This window comes from Pseudomonas sp. WS 5059 (assembly GCF_012985525.1).
Taxonomy (GTDB): Bacteria; Pseudomonadota; Gammaproteobacteria; order Pseudomonadales; family Pseudomonadaceae; genus Aquipseudomonas.
The window spans coordinates 533,475-551,016 of record NZ_JAAQWO010000004.1 but is presented as its reverse complement, the minus strand read 5'-3'; the positions used below and the strand labels follow the sequence as shown (position 1 = coordinate 551,016).

The window sequence follows — 17,542 nt, the reverse complement described above, 5'->3', positions numbered from 1 at the left end:
ATGTTGAAACCTGCGAAGAAACTGCAAAAAGTCCTGATCGCCAACCGCGGCGAGATCGCGCTGCGGATCCTGCGCGCCTGTAAGGAAGAGGGCATCAAGACCGTCGCTGTTTACTCGACGGCCGATACCGAATTGATGCACGTGAAACTGGCGGACGAAAGCATCTGCATCGGCCCGCCACTGGCCACGAACTCGTACCTGAAGGTCTCGAACATCATCGCTGCGGCGGAAGTGACCGGCGCTGATGGCATCCACCCTGGCTACGGCTTCCTCGCGGAAAACGCCGATTTCGCCGAACAGGTGGAAAAATCCGGCTTCGCCTTCATCGGCCCGAAAGCCGAGACCATTCGCCTGATGGGCGACAAGGTGTCGGCCAAGGACGCCATGATCGCAGCCGGCGTGCCTACCGTTCCAGGCTCCGACGGCCCACTGCCCGAGGACGAGGAAACCGCCCTGCGCATTGGTCGCGAAGTCGGTTACCCGGTGATCATCAAGGCCGCCGGCGGCGGTGGTGGTCGCGGCATGCGCGTGGTGCACAAGGAAGAAGACCTGATCGAAGCGGCCAAGCAGACTCGCTCCGAGGCGGGCGCCTGGTTCGGCAACCCGATGGTCTACCTGGAAAAATACCTGACCAATCCACGTCACGTGGAAGTCCAGGTACTGTCCGACGGCCAGGGCCACGCCATCCACCTGGGCGACCGCGATTGCTCGCTGCAACGCCGTCACCAGAAGGTCCTGGAAGAAGCTCCGGCACCGGGCCTGGATGAAAAAGCACGCCAGGAAGTCCTGGCACGCTGCGTCAAGGCTTGCATCGATATCAACTACCGTGGCGCCGGGACTTTCGAGTTCCTCTACGAGAACGGCCGCTTCTACTTCATCGAGATGAACACTCGTGTGCAGGTAGAGCACCCGGTTTCGGAGATGGTCACCGGTATCGACATCGTCAAGGAGATGCTGAGCATCGCCGCTGGCAACGTGCTGTCCTTCACCCAGGACGACGTGAAGATGCACGGTCACTCCCTGGAGTGCCGGATCAACGCCGAAGACCCGAAAACCTTTATCCCGAGTCCAGGCCTGGTCAAGCATTTCCACGCACCCGGCGGCAACGGCGTTCGCGTCGATTCGCACCTGTACAGCGGCTACAAGGTTCCGTCCAACTACGACTCGTTGATCGGCAAGCTGATCACCTGGGGCGCCACTCGCGACGAGGCCATGGCCCGTATGCGCAATGCCCTGGACGAAATCGTGGTCGACGGCATCAAGACCAACATCCCCCTGCATCGGGATCTGGTTCGTGATGAAGGCTTCTGCGAAGGTGGTGTGAACATTCACTACCTGGAACACAAGCTGGCCAACCAGTAAGTTTGTGCTCCACCCACAAAACCGCCTTCGGGCGGTTTTGTCGTTTATGCGCACACAAGAACACCACAAAACCCTGTAGGAGCTGGCTTGCCTGCGATAGCGGTAGGCCTGGCACTGATGAGCAAGCTGACACCCCGCCATCGCAGGCAAGCCAGCTCCCACATTTGGCTCCCGTGCTGTCAGTGGTGTCGTCTTCTGGCCTGCTCTCGCGTAAACTTGCGCCCTTTCGCAGCCCCACCCCGCTGCACACTCATTTTTTCAAAGGTGCCCGCCATGCCTTGGCTGCAAGTCCGTCTCGCCATCAGCCCAGAACAAGCCGAAACCTATGAAGACGCGTTCCTCGAAGTGGGCGCCGTGTCGGTGACCTTCATGGACGCCGAAGACCAGCCGATTTTCGAGCCTGAGCTGAACACCACCCCGCTGTGGTCCCACACCCACTTGCTGGCGCTGTTCGAAGACGGCACCGACGCCAGCAGCGTGTTTGCCCACATGGAACTGCTCACCGGCGGCCCGCTGCCCGAGCACCATAGCGAAGTGATCGAAGACCAGGACTGGGAACGCAGTTGGATGGACAACTTCCAGCCTATGCGTTTCGGCCAGCGCCTGTGGATCGTGCCAAGCTGGCATGCGGCCCCGGAGCCTGAGGCAGTCAACCTGCTGCTGGACCCGGGCCTGGCGTTCGGCACCGGCACCCACCCCACCACCGCCCTGTGCCTGGAATGGCTCGATGGCCAGGACTTGCAAGGCTGCAATGTGTTGGACTTCGGCTGCGGCTCGGGGATCCTGGCCATCGCCGCGCTGCTACTGGGCGCCAACGAAGCCGTCGGCACCGACATCGACGTGCAGGCCCTGGAAGCCTCCCGCGATAACGCCGGGCGCAACAACATCCCTGAAGGCAAATTCCCACTGTACCTGCCGGAGCAATTGCCCCAGGTGCAGGCCGACGTACTGGTCGCCAATATCCTCGCCGGGCCGCTGGTCTCACTGGCCCCGCAACTGTCGAGCCTGGTCAAGCCGGGCGGGCGCCTGGCGCTGTCGGGGATCCTCGCCGAGCAGGGCGAAGAAGTCGCCGCCGCCTATGCCCAGGACTTCGACCTGGACCCCATCGCCAACCGCGATGGCTGGGTACGCATCAGCGGTCGTCGGCGCTAGAATGAGCGCCTGCATGAATCGGATGGCCGCATGACCGAAAGTTTTGTCACCCAGTGCCCGCATTGCCAAACCCGTTTCCGCGTCAGCCATGCCCAGTTGAGCGTGGCCCGCGGCGTGGTTCGCTGCGGCTCTTGCCTGCAAGTGTTCAATGCCGCCCGGCAACTGCTGGAGCAGCGCGCCCACGCGCCTGAAACGCCGGCCGCCGAAGCCCCGCCGCGCGCCATCAGCCAGAAGCAATGGACCGCCGAGGAGCTGGACCTGGACCACCTGGACCTCGACGAAGAACTGGCCAAGCTCGAACGCCGGGAAATCCAGCACACCCAGCCCCAGGGCAGCGAACGACGCCAGGCAGGTGCGGACCGCCCGCAAAAAGACGAGTCGATGAGCGCCAGCCGCGACACCGCCAAGGCTGAAGAAGAACAATGGGCCGCCAGCCTGTTCAGCGACCCACCGGACGAACGGGCTGCGACAATCGCCCACGCCGAGCAAGCCGCCGAACCGGCCCCAGCCCCCACGGGCAAAACCCAGCGTACCGAGCCCTCGATGTCCTTCGACATCCACGAGGTGGACGACGAGCCCGTACTGCATGCTGACGAGCCTCTCGACCCGCCCGAGCCAACGCTCAGCAGCGAGCTGGACGAACCCGAGCCTGAGCCACGCCGCAAGCGCACACGCGCCACGGGCAACGCCCATGACGAGATGCTGCAGGACCTGGAAGACGACCCGCTGCACCTGTACACCGGCAAACGCCCGGCCGGCTGGGGCCGCCGTCTGCTCTGGCTGACCCTGGTGCTGCTGGCCGCCGCCGCCCTCGCTGGCCAGTACATCGCCTATCAGTTCGACGACCTGGCCCGTCAGGACAAGTACCGGCCATGGTTCCAGGAACTGTGCCCGAAACTGGGCTGCACCGTGCCGTCGCGGGTCGATATTGCCCATATCAAGAGCAGCAACCTGGTGGTGCGCAGCCATCCCGAGTTCGCCGGCGCGCTGGTGGTGGATGCGATCATCTACAACCGTGCGACGTTCTCCCAGCCGTTCCCGCTGCTGGAGCTGCGTTTTGCCGACCTCAATGGCCGGATGATCGCCAGCCGGCGCTTCAAGCCCGCCGAGTACCTCAGCGGGGAGCTGGCCGGCCAGACCGAGATGCCGTCCCAGACCCCGATCCATATCGCCTTGGACATTCTCGACCCAGGCAACAAGGCTGTGAACTACAGTCTCAGTTTCCACTCCCCCGAGTGATTCGCAGCGCACGTCAAGGTTCGGACGGCAGGTTATTGACTTGCTCGTCCACGACCAAACCGCTGGCGATAAGAAAATAACTGCTCAGATTTTATCCAATTCAGCCTTTAACCAGTCATCGAGAGCGGGTATCATGCCAACCCTTTTTCGAACTCTAATGATCCGGCCCCACAACAGGGAAGTCCTATGTCGGCGGTACGCATCGGCCCATATACATTGCCAAACGCTTTGATTCTCGCCCCGATGGCGGGTGTCACCGACCAGCCCTTTCGTCAGCTGTGCAAACGTTTGGGCGCGGGCCTTGTAGTTTCGGAAATGGTCACCAGCGACATGAGCTTGTGGAACACCCGCAAATCGCGGATGCGCATGATCCACGAAGGTGATCCCGAGCCGCGCTCGGTACAGATCGCCGGTGGTGATGCGCAGATGCTGGCGGATGCGGCCCGGGCCAACGTGGAGCAGGGTGCACAGATTATTGATATCAACATGGGTTGCCCGGCAAAAAAGGTCTGCAACAAGGCCGCCGGCTCCGCCCTGTTGAAGGATGAGCAGTTGGTGGCCGAGATCCTGCACGCCGTGGTGGGTGCAGTGGATGTGCCGGTCACCCTGAAGATCCGCACCGGCTGGGACCGGGACAACAAGAACGGCCTGACGGTGGCGAAGATCGCCGAACAGGCAGGCATTACAGCGCTGGCGGTGCATGGCCGTACCCGTGCGGACCTTTATACCGGAGAGGCTGAATACGACACCATTGCTGCGATCAAGCAGGCGGTGTCGATTCCGGTCTTTGCCAACGGCGACATCGACTCGGCCGAGAAAGCCCGGCGCGTGCTGCACGCAACCGGTGCCGATGGGCTGTTGATCGGCCGGGCCGCCCAGGGGCGGCCATGGATTTTTCGTGAGATCGAGCACTTCCTGCGTACCGGCGAAATCATGCCGGCACCGGGGCTGATCGAGGTGGAACGTATTCTGCTAGAGCATCTGGCCGCCCTGCACACCTTCTATGGAGACGTGATGGGCGCGCGCATAGCTCGCAAGCATGTGGGTTGGTATCTCGCAACCCTACCCGGCGCCAAAGAGTTTCGCGCCGGGTTCAATCGTTTGGATGAAACGCAAGCACAGGTCACCGCCGTTCGTGAGTTCTTTGCCGAACGAGACAAGAGCCTGAGAGCAGGGGACGCAGAAGGGGTGGCCGCATGACGATGATGACCGAGACTTTAGTGAGTGGAACAACACCCGTGAGCGACAACGTCAATTTGAAACAGCACCTCAACACGCCGAGCGAAGAAGGCCAGACCCTTCGCGGGAGCGTCGAGAAAGCGCTGCACAATTATTTCGCCCACCTTGAGGGCGCGGCCGTCACGGATGTGTACAACCTGGTGCTCTCCGAAGTCGAGGCGCCCTTGCTCGAAAGCGTGATGAACTACGTCAAGGGCAACCAGACCAAAGCCAGTGAGCTGCTGGGCCTGAACCGTGGGACCCTGCGCAAGAAGCTCAAACAGTACGATTTGCTGTAAGCATTCAATCAAACCAGAAAGGCGCCCGCGTAAAACCGGTCGCCTTTTTTGCTGACTCCTTTGCTTTTGATGGAAATTGAGATGACCGACCAGACTACCCGCCTGCCGATCCGCCGTGCCTTGATCAGTGTTTCCGACAAGACCGGGATCCTCGAATTTGCCCGGGAGCTGGAAGCCCTGGGCGTGGAAATCCTCTCCACGGGCGGGACCTTCAAACTGCTGCAGGACAACGGCGTGGCCGCAGTAGAAGTCGCGGACTACACCGGTTTCGCAGAAATGATGGACGGTCGGGTCAAGACCCTGCACCCGAAAATCCACGGCGGCATCCTCGGCCGTCGCGGTATCGACGATGCCATCATGAACGAGCACGGCATCAAGCCGATCGACCTGGTGGCCGTCAACCTCTACCCGTTCGAAGCCACCATCAACAAGCCAGGCTGCGACCTGCCGACCGCGATCGAAAACATCGATATCGGCGGCCCGACCATGGTGCGCTCGGCAGCCAAGAACCACAAAGACGTGGCCATCGTGGTCAACGCCAGCGACTACGCCCAAGTATTGCAAAGCCTGAAAGCCGGCGGCCTGACCTACGCCCAGCGTTTCGACCTGATGCTCAAGGCCTTCGAACACACCGCCGCCTACGACGGCATGATCGCCAACTACATGGGCACCGTGAACCAGGCCGCCGAAACCCTGAGCACGGAAGGCCGCAGCCAGTTCCCGCGCACCTTCAACAGCCAGTTCATCAAGGCCCAGGAAATGCGCTACGGCGAGAACCCGCATCAGAGCGCGGCGTTCTACGTGGAAGCCAAGCCTGCCGAAGTGGGGATCGCCACCGCGACCCAACTGCAGGGCAAGGAGCTGTCCTACAACAACGTGGCCGACACCGACGCCGCGCTGGAATGTGTGAAGAGCTTCGTCAAGCCGGCCTGCGTGATCGTCAAGCACGCCAACCCGTGCGGCGTGGCGGTAAGCCCGGACGCTGAAGGCGGGATCCGCCAGGCCTACGAGCTGGCCTACGCCACCGATACCGAATCGGCATTCGGCGGCATCATCGCCTTCAACCGCGAACTGGATGCCGAGACTGCCAAGGCCATCGTCGAGCGTCAGTTTGTCGAAGTGATCATCGCCCCATCCGTCAGCGAAGAGGCCCGTGCCATTGTTGCCGCCAAGGCCAATGTGCGCCTGCTGGCCTGTGGCGAGTGGTCGGCTGACCGCGCCGCTGCCTGGGACTACAAGCGCGTCAATGGTGGCTTGCTGGTACAGAGCCGCGACATCGGCATGATCGGCAGCCAGGACCTGAAAGTGGTGACCCAGCGCGCACCGACCGAGCAAGAGATCAACGACCTGATCTTCGCCTGGAAAGTGGCCAAGTACGTCAAGTCCAACGCCATCGTCTACGCCAAGAGCCGCCAGACCATCGGTGTCGGCGCCGGCCAGATGAGCCGCGTGAACTCGGCGCGTATCGCGGCGATCAAGGCTGAACATGCCGGTTTGCAAGTCGCGGGTTCGGTGATGGCATCGGATGCGTTCTTCCCCTTCCGTGATGGCCTGGATAACGCTGCAAAAGCAGGTGTTACTGCGGTGATTCAACCGGGTGGCTCGATGCGTGATGCTGAGGTGATTGCCGCGGCTGATGAAGCCGGCATTGCCATGGTCTTCACCGGCATGCGCCACTTCCGCCACTGATCCAAATGTGGGGGGGGGCTTATGTGGGAGCGGGCTTGCTCGCGAATGCGGTGTGTCATTCGACACATTCCTCACAGGCCCACCGCTTTCGCGAGCAAGCCCGCTCCCACATTTTAAAGCGCTCCAGCAGCGCCTACAGAATTTGAGGTTTTTGAAATGAATGTTTTGATCATTGGCAGCGGTGGCCGTGAACACGCCCTGGCTTGGAAAGTCGCCCAGGACCCACGCGTGCAGAAAGTCTTCGTCGCTCCCGGCAACGCCGGTACCGCCATTGAAGCCAAGTGCGAAAACGTCGCCATCGACGTCTTGGCCCTTGAGCAACTGGCTGACTTTGCCGAAAAGAACGTGTCCCTGACCATCGTTGGTCCGGAAGTGCCGCTGGTGGCGGGTGTCGTGGACCTGTTCCGCAGCCGTGGCCTGGACTGCTTCGGTCCGACCGCTGGCGCCGCCCAGTTGGAAGGCTCGAAAGCCTTCACCAAGGACTTTTTGGCGCGCCACAAGATCCCGACAGCCGACTACCAGAACTTCACCGAGATCGAGCCGGCCCTGGCTTATCTGCGCGAGAAAGGCGCCCCCATCGTGATCAAGGCCGATGGCCTGGCCGCCGGTAAAGGCGTGATCGTCGCGATGACCCTGCAAGAAGCCGAAGACGCGGTACGCGACATGCTCGCCGGCAACGCCTTCGGTGACGCCGGTTCGCGGGTGGTGATCGAAGAATTCCTCGACGGTGAAGAAGCCAGCTTTATCGTGATGGTCGACGGCAAGAACGTCTTGCCGATGGCCACCAGCCAGGACCACAAGCGCGTCGGCGACGGCGACACCGGCCCCAACACCGGCGGCATGGGTGCCTACTCCCCTGCCCCAGTGGTCACCGCCGACGTGCACCAGCGCGTCATGGACCTGGTGATCTGGCCGACCGTGCGCGGCATGGCCGATGAAGGCAATGTCTACACCGGCTTCCTGTACGCGGGCTTGATGATCGACAAGGCCGGCAACCCGAAAGTCATCGAGTTCAACTGCCGCTTCGGCGACCCGGAAACCCAGCCGGTGATGCTGCGCCTGCAGTCGAGCCTGGTGCTGTTGGTGGAAGCCGCCCTGGCGCAAGCGCTGGACAAGGTCGAAGCGCAGTGGGACCCACGCCCAAGCGTCGGCATCGTACTGGCCGCCGGTGGCTACCCTGCCGACTACGCCAAGGGCGACCTGATCCAGGGCCTGGACGCAGCGGCTACACTGGAAGGCAAAGTGTTCCACGCGGGTACCGCGCTCAAGGATGGCCAGGTCGTCACCGCAGGTGGCCGTGTACTGTGCGCCACCGCCATGGGCGCCAGTGTCGATGCCGCCCAGCAGCAAGCGTACAAGCTGGCCGCGAAGATCGACTGGCAGGGCTGTTTCTACCGCAAGGACATCGGCTACCGCGCCATTGCCCGTGAGCGGGGCGAAGATCAGTAAGCAGCTGTCCGTTCGGCTAGGCAGGGGCCTTTGGCCCTTGCCGTCCCATTACGGTCCCGCGCATAGTTAACCCCGTGCATCAACCTACGAAGGGATTTCGCCGTGCGCTGGCTCAGGATCGCCATAGTTTTTACAGTCAGCCTGCTGACCCTGCTCTGCCTTTTGCCGGCCCAGGCCGCCGCACAAGGTAGCGGCTGGGCGGTATTGCTTGATGAACAGGCCGACCTGCAACTGAGCGACATTCGCTCGGCACGCTACACCAACCAATTTAGCCCCATCGAACTGGACCGGATCACCGCCGCCGAGCCCAATGGTGCGCTGTGGGTACGTTTCAGGCTGCAGCCCGGCAAGCACGAGCAAGTGCTGCGGGTCTTCGCGCCGGACCTGGCGCACCTCAACCTGTATGTGCTGGACGGCGACACGCTGATCGAGCAAGTGAACACCGGCACCCGCCAACCCCAGGCCGAACGCCCGCTGCCCAGCAGCGACTTCATGCTGCCCTTGCCCCAGAGCCAGAAGCCCCTGGATGTATATGTGCGCCTGGTTTCGGAGCACGAGCTGCGGCCATACCTGACCCTCGAACCCGCCGTGATGGCCGCCGCCAACCAGACCCAGACCCTGGTCTATGGCCTGCTGTTCGGCTGCCTGCTGATGCTGATCCTGCACAACCTCACCCGCTACGCCTACCATCGCTCGCGCAGCAGCCTGTGGCTGGCGGCCTGCGAAGTGCTGCTGTTGCTCAGCCTGTTGCTGCTGCTCAACCTGCTGGGCCCCTGGCTGCCGAACTGGCACGCCATGCAAACCCCGGGGGCCTATATGGCGTTGCTGCTGACCGCACCGTGCGGCCTGATGTTTGCCTACCGTTTCTTCGCGCCACTGGGCCCGCATCCACTGAACAAGCTGCTGATGGCGGACATCCTGCTGATCGTGCTGTGCGGCCTGTTGCTGCTGTTCGTCAACACCCTGCCACTGAACATCATCACCTATGCCTTGGTGGCGCTGGCCGGCCTGAGCATGCTGTTTGTCTCGGCCTACCACTGGCAAAAAGGCTACCGGCCGGCCCGCTTGTTCCTGCTGGCCATGGTGGTGTTCAACACCGGCACGCTGATTATCCTCCCGGCCCTGCTGGGCCTGACCCTGGTGGCCCCGCAAGGCCTGATCATCACCTTGCTGGCGGTGATCTGCGTCAGCGGCCTGCTGATGAGCCAGGCTCTGGGCGAGCGCCAGCGCAGCATCGTCGAGGACCGCTTCAGCCTCAGCCGCGACCTGGCTGCCAGCAACGCCGAAATCGCGGCCAAGGCCGAGTTCCTGGCGAAGATCAGCCACGAAATCCGCACCCCCATGAATGGCGTGCTGGGCATGACCGAGTTGCTGCTGGGCACGCCTTTGTCGGTCAAGCAGCGTGACTACGTGCAGACCATCCACAGCGCCGGTAATGAGTTGCTGACCCTGATCAACGAGATCCTCGACATCTCCAAGCTCGAGTCCGGGCAGATTGAACTGGACGATGTGCAGTTCGACCTCAACGCCCTGATCGAAGACTGCCTGAGTATCTTTCGCGCCAAGGCCGAGCAGCAGAACGTCGAGCTGATCAGCTTTATCCAGCCCCAGGTGCCCCGGGTCATCAGCGGCGACCCGACGCGCCTGCGCCAGGCCCTGTTGAGCCTGCTGGAAAATGCCCTGCAAAAGACCGACGAAGGCGAAGTGCTGATCGTCGTCGCCCTGGACGAGCGCAGCAGCAAACCGCGCCTGCGCATTGCCGTGCAAGACAGCGGCCTGCCGATGGAAGCTGCCGAGCGCGACGCCCTGCTGCACAGCGAACTGCACAGCAAGAATTTCCTCTCGGCCACCCGCCTCAGTGGCCACCTTGGCCTGGTGATCGCCCGCCAACTGATCCTGTTGATGAATGGCGAGTTCGGCATCAAGGCTGGCAGCCAGCAAGGCAGCACGCTATGGCTGACCTTGCCGCTGGACCCGGAGCGCCTGGAACACCCGACCTCCGACCTCGACGGCCCGCTGCAAGGCGCACGGGTGCTGGTGGTGGACGACAACGACACCTGCCGCAAGGTGCTGGTGCAGCAATGTACCGCCTGGGGCCTGAACGTCAGCGCCGTGCCCTCGGGCAAGGAAGCCCTGGCCCTGCTGCGCACCAAGGCGCACCTGCGCGATTATTTCGATGTGGTGCTGCTGGACCAGAACATGCCTGGCATGACCGGCATGCAACTGGCGGCGAAGATCAAGGAAGACCCGAGCCTGAACCACGACATCCTGCTGATCATGCTCACCGGTATCAGCAACGCGCCAAGCAAGATCATCGCGCGCAATTGCGGGATCAAGCGCATCCTCGCCAAACCGGTCGCGGGCTACACCCTCAAGACCACCCTGGCCGACGAGTTGACCCAGCGCAGCAAAGGCGTGGTGCAACCCCGCCACCCCGCGCCGAGCGCCCCGGTGGCCGTCACGGTGCCCAGCGATTTCCGCATCCTGGTGGCCGAAGACAACAGCATCTCCACCAAAGTGATTCGCGGCATGCTCGGCAAGCTCAACCTGCAACCCGACACCGCCAGCAACGGCGAGGAAGCCTTGCAGGCGATGAAGGCCCAGCGCTACGACCTGGTGTTGATGGATTGCGAAATGCCGATCCTCGATGGTTTCTCCGCGACCCAGCAATTGCGGGTCTGGGAAGTCAGCAACCAGCGCACCCGCACGCCGGTGGTGGCGCTGACCGCGCACATCCTCTCGGAACACAAGGAGCGCGCACGCCAGGCCGGGATGGATGGGCACATGGCCAAGCCGGTGGAGCTGTCGCAACTGCGCGAACTGGTAGAGTTCTGGGTGACGCAGCGTGAGCAGCCGGCAGAGCAGGCGCATACGTCCTGAATCACCACATCCCTGCGGGTACCGGAGCTGGTTTGTGTAGGAGCTGGCTTGCCTGCGATAGCATCACCTGGATATACCTGATGTACCGAGGCGATGCTATCGCAGGCAAGCCCGCTCCTACACAACCCCACTCCCACATTGGTTCGCAGTCGCGCCTTCCGGCCTGCAAGCCTGATAAACTCTCCCTCGCCCTTCCTTCGCTGTGAGCTCCCACCATGCTCCACGTGTTGTTCAGCGTTTATTTGAAGATGCTGGTGCTGTATAGCCCCTTCTTCGTCCTGTCCTGCTTTATCAGCCTGACCCGTGGCTATTCCAGCAAGGAACGGCGGCGCCTGGCCTGGAAGGTCGCCTTGGCGACGCTGGTGTCGAGCGTGTTGCTCTACCTGTTTGGCCGGGTGATTTTCAGTGTGTTTGGCATCACCGTGGATGCCTTCCGCATCGGCGCCGGGAGTGTGTTGTTTATCTCCGCCCTGGGCATGGCCCAGGGCAAGTCGGCAGTGCAGACCGACAACGTGCAGCAGGACGTGACCATCGTCCCCCTGACCATCCCCTTGACGGTCGGCCCCGGCACCATCGGTGCGCTGCTGGTGATGGGCGTCAGCCAGCCCCATTGGGATGACAAGCTCACCGCGATCCTGAGCATTGCCCTGGCCAGCCTGACGGTGGGCGTGGTGCTGTACTTGTCCAACCGCATCGAACGCATCCTCGGCGACCAAGGGCTGCAGATTGTCAGCCGCCTGATGGGCTTGTTCGTGTGCGCACTGGCAGCGCAGATCATCTTTACCGGAGTGCGCGGTTACCTGGTGCCCTGAGGCAACGGTCAGATCCGGTATTGGGCAATCGCCAGCAAGACCTTGTCGCCTGCACTCTCGCGCAACTGCTTGAGGGTTGCGTCGTTGACCACGGCGGGATTGAGCATCAGGCAGGTCTGGCCACTGTAGGCTTCGACCGTGGAACTGTCCCATTCAAAAAACGGCACCCCCACTTTCTTGCTCACGCCATGGGCGCTGTAGGTCACCAGCACCATCAACACCTCTCCGTCGACCTCAGAACAGGACGCCAGGCCAAAGTCGCCGCCCTCATGGTTGACGATATTGCGCTTGAACAGATCAAACGGTGCCGACAGCTGCTTCAACGCCTCGAAGGCATCCGCCGCCAACTTGGGCAGCGCCATGGCCAGGGAGCCCGACAGGAACGTCGAGGCCACCGTGGACGTGATGATGTTCAGCGCCGCCATCTGCACGCTCAGCCCCTTCACCGAAGTGGTGACCCGTTCGAAACTGCTGCGTATCGGCAACCACCCAAGGTTGCCCATGACCTTGATGAACTCGTCGTACCAGGCCTGCGTACCACGCCCCACTTTCAGCACATCACTCACGTAGCTACTGGCCAACAGGTAACTCTTGCGGGTGTATTCCTTGTTGAGGTGGCTCATGCCCGCCACAAACGAAAACACACTGTTGTTGATCACCGCGCCATTCAAGTCACCATCGGCCTGGGCGGGCCCTGGCGACCCCGACGGCTGACTGGTCAGTGGCAGCCGGTATGCCGCAATCAGCTTGTTCTTTTTCGCCACATCGATTCGTTTATGTTTGCGCTCCATAACTGTTTCTCCACAAAAACCCACACGGGCTTACAAGAAACACTAGTCGTGTGATTGAACTTTTTTCAGGGAGTACAAATAGGGTTATTTGGCCGTAGGAAAAACCTGCGCCCCTTGGCCCCCTCGCAAACACGGGGGATGGGGTGAAGCCTGATAACAGCAGGCTTACTTTCTGCAACTAAAAGGGAGGAACCGTTGATGGCATTGCGAAACGGCGGGGGTGAATGCAGAAATCTCTGTCATCGATGATTGGCGTTTTCTGACAGATCAGCGGCCCCATCGCGGGGCCGCTATCGTTTCAGGAGGCCGGCTTCTCGCCATACCAGCGTGGCGTGTACACCCACTCGCCACCGCCCACCCGAGGGAACGCGCAGGTGGTGGATGAACCGACCAGCACCATGGTGCGCATATCCACCTGGTCCGGGGTCAACTGGCCCAGGGTGGTGGTGCGCAGCGTCTGCCCGGGGCGACCGATATCGCGTCCCAGCACTACCGGCGTGCTGGCAACGCGGTGCCGGGCGACGATTTCCAGGGCGCGCCCCAGTTGCCAGGGGCGCGAACGCGAGATCGGGTTGTAGAACGCCAGGGCCAGGTCGGCCTCGCATGCCAGGTCCAGGCGCTTCTCGATGATCGACCAGGGCTTGAGGTTGTCCGACAGCGACATCACGCAGAAGTCGTGCCCCAGTGGCGCACCCGCCTGGGCCGCCGTGGCCAGGGACGCCGAGACCCCCGGCAGGATCTCCAGCTCGACCCGCTGCCAGGCCGGGTCGCTGGATTCGTGCAACGCCTCCAGCACCGCCGCAGCCATGGCGAACACCCCAGGGTCGCCGGAAGACACCACCACCACCGAACGCCCCTCGGCCGCCAGCGCGAAGGCATGCCGCGCCCGCTGCATCTCTTCGCGGTTGTCGGTGCAGTGCTGCACCTGGTCGGCCCGAAACGGCCCGGCCATGCGCACATAGGTTTCGTAGCCCAGCACGTCGGTACAACGCGCCAGCTCAGCCTTGACCGCCGGCACCATCAGTTCGGCAGCGCCGGGGCCCAGGCCGATCACCGCAAGGCGGCCACGGGGGTGGCCCAGTTGCGCCAGGTCCACCGGCGCAGCGCTCGAATGGATGACCAGCTCCGGTCCAGCGGCCAGCGCCGTAAAGCGCAGCGGTACGCCCAGCTCCAGCGCGGCTTCATGCAATTGGCCACTGGCCATATCGGCGTTATCGGCCAGCAGGCACGCCAGGGACTGCACGGCGATGCCATCCTGCTGCAACGCCTGGCGCACCTGCGCGGCCAAACCGGCGCCCGGGCGGCAGGTGATCCAAGTGTTTTTCGGATAGATCAGCAGCTCATTGGCCGCTGGCACCCGCTCGGCATTGCCGACATGAATGCTCAGGCGCGCCTGCTGGTCCTGCGCCAGGTTGGCCTGCTCCAGCCATGGCGCGGCGCCTTCGATACGCACGTGCTCGCCGGCCAGCAGGTCCGAGACAAAGCGCTTGCCCAGTTCAAGGTCCGCCAGTTGATAACCCTGGGGCGGGTTGAGCAGGCAGGTGCCAAAACGCAGCTCACCACTGGTGGTAATCGCGGCAGCCACACCCAGGGCCGCCGCGATTTCCCGCGCCATGATATTCACCCCGCCCAGGCCACCGAGCAACGGCACCACCGCGCTACCGTCTTCAGCAACAGCCAGCACCGCCGGCTCCTCGCCTTTTTCCAGCAACAGCGCCGCCAACGTGCGGATCACAATCCCGGCCGCGCACAAGGCAATGATCGGCGTGCCCTGCTGATACAACTGACGCAGGGTCACGCCAAATTCGCTATAGGCCTGGTCGGCCCCCTCAACCCGGCCGGCCAGGCCGTGGATCAAGGCGCCGGGGTAGACCTGCTGGATGCTGCGCGCGGTGGCCAGGCTGCCCTGGCCGAGGACTACGATCGCCGGCGTCATCACCCTTGCCACCTTTCGCCCGGCACGATGATCAGCGAGAAATACGGCGAAGACATGGGCTCGACCTGATCCAGCGCGACGATTTTCTGGTTGGCCATGGTGGCGCGCTCCACATACAGCGCGCGCCCGGCCAGCCCCAGCTCTTCAAGCACCTGGCGCACCTTGGTGAAGTTGCGCCCCAGCTTCATGATCACCGCCGCATCGGCATCGGCCAGGCGGCGCTTGAGTTCGTCGTGGGGCAGCACGCCGGACAATACCGACAAGCTCTGGTTGCGATACACCAATGGCGCGCCCAGCACCGAGGCGCCACCGAGCATCGAGCACACCCCGGGAATGACCTGGGCGTCGTAGCGCTCGGCGAGGCGGTCATGCAGGTACATGTAGGAGCCGTAGAAGAACGGGTCGCCTTCGCAGATCACCGCCACATCGCGCCCGGCATCCAGGTGCGCGGCCACCTCGACACTGGCAGCGTCGTAGAAATCGCTGATCACCTGTTCATAGGACAACGGCGCCGGCAAGGCTTCGGTGGTCACCGGGTACACCAGCGGCATCAGCGTCTGCTGGGGCACCAGATGCTCTTCGATAATGCCAAACGCATTGCCCTTCTTGCCCTTGGCGACGAAGTACGCCACCACCGGCGATTCGCGCAGCAGGCGCAGGGCCTTGAGGGTAATCAGTTCCGGGTCGCCAGGGCCGACGCCCAGGCCGATCAAACGTCCACGCGCCTGCATCATTCGACCTCCGTGGCCAGGGCGTTGACCGCTGCGGCGGCCATCGCACTGCCGCCCAGGCGGCCCTGCATGATCACAAACGGCACGCCACGGCTGTCTGCGGCGAGCATCGCCTTGGACTCGGCGGCGCCGACAAAGCCCACCGGGAAACCGAGGATCAGCGCCGGCTTGGGGGCGCCGGCGTCGAGCATTTCCAGCAGGTAGAACAAGGCAGTCGGCGCGTTGCCGATCACCACCACGCTGCCAGCCAGGTGCGGGCGCCACAGTTCCAGGGCGGCGGCTGACCGGGTGTTGCCCAGCTCCCGTGCCAGCTGCGGCACGCTATCGTCGCGCAAGGTGCAGATCACCTCGTTGTTGGCCGGCAGGCGCGCACGGGTCACGCCTTCGGAGACCATCCGCGCATCGCACAGGATCGGCGCACCGGCGGCCAGGGCCTCACGGCCGGCCTTGCCTGCGCCTTCAGAGAACTGCAAACCGTCGATAGCCTCGACCATGCCGCAGGCATGAATCACCCGCACGGCGAGTTTTTCCAGGTCGGCCGGGATGCGATCCAGCTTGGCCTCTGCGCGAATGATCGCAAAGGAGTTGCGATAGATCTCCTGACCGTCGCGGATGTAATCAATCATCGGTGCTGCTCCGTGGACGGGCACGCAACACGGCGCCCGCCGCTTCAATAGAAAGGTTGTGCGCGTGCAGGCGGCCGAAACCCGGCTGGCCTGCATCGCGAAAATAGAGGTCGTAGTGCCCGGTGCCCACCGCCAGCAAGGTGACCGGGGCAATGTGCGCCGCAGCGCAGGTGCGCGGGCAGCCGGACAAGTGCACGTCGAGGCCCTGGCCGTGGTCCTGTAGCAACGTGGCCAGGTGCAGGGCGTCGGCCTTGGTATCGGCCTGGGCCTTGGCGCAGCCGCTGGACCCGGTGCAGGCAATCATCCGCGCCAGGGCCTGGTCGGCCGAACAGAGGAAGCCCAACTGCGCCAGGCCTTCGGTAACGCCCACGGCAACGTCCGGCGCCAGGTTGGGCAGCAGCAAGCCTTGCCATGGGGTGAAGCGCAATGTGCCGTCGCCATGCTCCAGGGCCAGTTGCGCAGCGCCTCGCAGCATGGCCGAGTCCAGGCGCCCCAATGGCGTGACGGCGGCCACGTAGACCCGCTGCGGTTGGCGCTGTGGATAAGTGCCCAGGCGCAAGCTGCTCGGGCTGGCGCGGCGGCGATAGCCATCGGCGCGGAGCAACGGCAGGTGCAAACGCCCGACGAAGTTATCCACAGACGTTTGCGCCAGCACCTCGCGCATGCGGTTCTGCTCCGGGCGCGCCAGGTCGAGGAACAGCTCCAGCACGGCGACGACCAGCCCATGGCCTTGCTCCACGGGGACAGCGGCCAGCGGTTGATCTTGCGCGGGGCAACCGGCCAGGCCGAACGCCAGCCAGGTCTGGCCCTGCGCGGCATAGGCTGATAACCACAGGTCGTGATGATGTTCAAGCATCGCCAGGGCTTCGCCGCCATCCAGTTGCACGGCGAACTTGGCCGACAACTCATGGAACCTTGGATGGGTTTGCAAGGTGGCGAGGATCTGGTCCGCCAGGGGCCGGGTGTCCAGCAGCATGTCGCGGTCGATGCCTGCGCCGGGGCTGAGCATCACATTGCGCACGTCATCACCACCGGCGGTGGTCGGGCCCAGGCCTGCGGCCAGCAGATGCGCGATCAAGCCGTCATGCTCCGGGCCAATACCGCGAATCTGCAGGTTGGCGCGGTTGGTCGCCTCGATCACCCCACCGGCGTAAACCTGCGCGGCGTGCGCCACGGCCAATGCCTGCGCGGCGGTGATGGCCCCACCGGCCAATTTGATCCGGCAAATCCCGCCATCCAACGCCTGGACAATACGCAGCAACCCCGGGCAACCCGAGGGGCGTTTGCTGGTGGACAGAGGAAGTGGCTTCACGGGGGGCTACCGGTTCACGGGTAAAGGCGCGGTATTATGCCTGCTT

Annotated in this window: 14 protein-coding genes; 9 read left to right on the top strand and 5 right to left on the bottom strand. The window is 63.3% G+C overall.

What is annotated here, in order from left to right; all coding sequences use genetic code 11:
- From accC to HBO12_RS14745, 9 genes are all read left to right on the top strand, one after another.
- A complete protein-coding gene (gene accC, locus HBO12_RS14785; RefSeq protein ID WP_003188188.1) occupies nucleotides 1-1,362 on the top strand; it encodes an acetyl-CoA carboxylase biotin carboxylase subunit in 1,362 nt (453 codons plus the stop codon).
- Nucleotides 1,363-1,635: 273 nt separating this feature from the next.
- Nucleotides 1,636-2,514: a 50S ribosomal protein L11 methyltransferase gene (gene prmA, locus HBO12_RS14780; protein WP_170042524.1), complete on the top strand. Its 879-nt coding sequence runs from the start codon at nucleotides 1,636-1,638 to the stop codon at nucleotides 2,512-2,514.
- A 30-nt stretch (nucleotides 2,515-2,544) separates the two neighbouring features.
- Nucleotides 2,545-3,753, top strand: a complete 1,209-nt coding sequence (locus HBO12_RS14775; protein ID WP_170042523.1) for a DUF3426 domain-containing protein — start codon at nucleotides 2,545-2,547, stop codon at nucleotides 3,751-3,753.
- A gap of 186 nt (nucleotides 3,754-3,939) precedes the next feature.
- The gene (gene dusB, locus HBO12_RS14770; protein WP_170042522.1) at nucleotides 3,940-4,953 is read left to right on the top strand and encodes a tRNA dihydrouridine synthase DusB; all 1,014 of its coding nucleotides are present in this window, start codon (nucleotides 3,940-3,942) and stop codon (nucleotides 4,951-4,953) included.
- Nucleotides 4,950-5,270, top strand: a complete 321-nt coding sequence (gene fis / locus HBO12_RS14765; protein WP_003186237.1) for a DNA-binding transcriptional regulator Fis — start codon at nucleotides 4,950-4,952, stop codon at nucleotides 5,268-5,270. Before dusB ends, fis begins: the two co-directional genes overlap by 4 nt.
- An 81-nt stretch (nucleotides 5,271-5,351) precedes the next feature.
- On the top strand, nucleotides 5,352-6,959 hold the full coding sequence (gene purH / locus HBO12_RS14760; protein WP_170042521.1) for a bifunctional phosphoribosylaminoimidazolecarboxamide formyltransferase/IMP cyclohydrolase: 1,608 nt from the start codon (nucleotides 5,352-5,354) through the stop codon (nucleotides 6,957-6,959).
- Nucleotides 6,960-7,115: 156 nt separating this feature from the next.
- The gene (gene purD / locus HBO12_RS14755) at nucleotides 7,116-8,408 is read left to right on the top strand and encodes a phosphoribosylamine--glycine ligase (protein WP_170042520.1); all 1,293 of its coding nucleotides are present in this window, start codon (nucleotides 7,116-7,118) and stop codon (nucleotides 8,406-8,408) included.
- 102 nt (nucleotides 8,409-8,510) lie between these two features.
- Nucleotides 8,511-11,288 carry a response regulator gene (locus tag HBO12_RS14750; RefSeq protein ID WP_169952063.1) on the top strand — a complete coding sequence of 926 codons (2,778 nt, stop codon included), beginning with the start codon at nucleotides 8,511-8,513 and terminating at the stop codon, nucleotides 11,286-11,288.
- Nucleotides 11,289-11,503: 215 nt separating this feature from the next.
- The gene (locus tag HBO12_RS14745) at nucleotides 11,504-12,100 is read left to right on the top strand and encodes a MarC family protein (protein ID WP_003171467.1); all 597 of its coding nucleotides are present in this window, start codon (nucleotides 11,504-11,506) and stop codon (nucleotides 12,098-12,100) included.
- 8 nt (nucleotides 12,101-12,108) lie between these two features.
- Here the strand turns inward: HBO12_RS14745 and HBO12_RS14740 are convergent, their stop codons facing one another.
- From HBO12_RS14740 to cobG, 5 genes are all read right to left on the bottom strand, one after another.
- Nucleotides 12,109-12,891 (bottom strand): hypothetical protein, encoded by a 783-nt coding sequence (locus tag HBO12_RS14740; RefSeq protein WP_170042519.1) that lies wholly within the window; start codon nucleotides 12,889-12,891, stop codon nucleotides 12,109-12,111.
- 298 nt (nucleotides 12,892-13,189) lie between these two features.
- On the bottom strand, nucleotides 13,190-14,827 hold the full coding sequence (gene cobJ / locus HBO12_RS14735) for a precorrin-3B C(17)-methyltransferase (RefSeq protein ID WP_170042518.1): 1,638 nt from the start codon (nucleotides 14,825-14,827) through the stop codon (nucleotides 13,190-13,192).
- Nucleotides 14,827-15,561 carry a precorrin-2 C(20)-methyltransferase gene (locus HBO12_RS14730; protein ID WP_407073407.1) on the bottom strand — a complete coding sequence of 245 codons (735 nt, stop codon included), beginning with the start codon at nucleotides 15,559-15,561 and terminating at the stop codon, nucleotides 14,827-14,829. The genes cobJ and HBO12_RS14730 overlap by 1 nt, the downstream gene beginning before the upstream one ends.
- On the bottom strand, nucleotides 15,558-16,184 hold the full coding sequence (locus HBO12_RS14725) for a precorrin-8X methylmutase (RefSeq protein ID WP_169952069.1): 627 nt from the start codon (nucleotides 16,182-16,184) through the stop codon (nucleotides 15,558-15,560). The genes HBO12_RS14730 and HBO12_RS14725 overlap by 4 nt, the downstream gene beginning before the upstream one ends.
- The gene (gene cobG, locus HBO12_RS14720; protein ID WP_170042569.1) at nucleotides 16,177-17,481 is read right to left on the bottom strand and encodes a precorrin-3B synthase; all 1,305 of its coding nucleotides are present in this window, start codon (nucleotides 17,479-17,481) and stop codon (nucleotides 16,177-16,179) included. The genes HBO12_RS14725 and cobG overlap by 8 nt, the downstream gene beginning before the upstream one ends.
- Nucleotides 17,482-17,542: the final 61 nt, after the last annotated feature.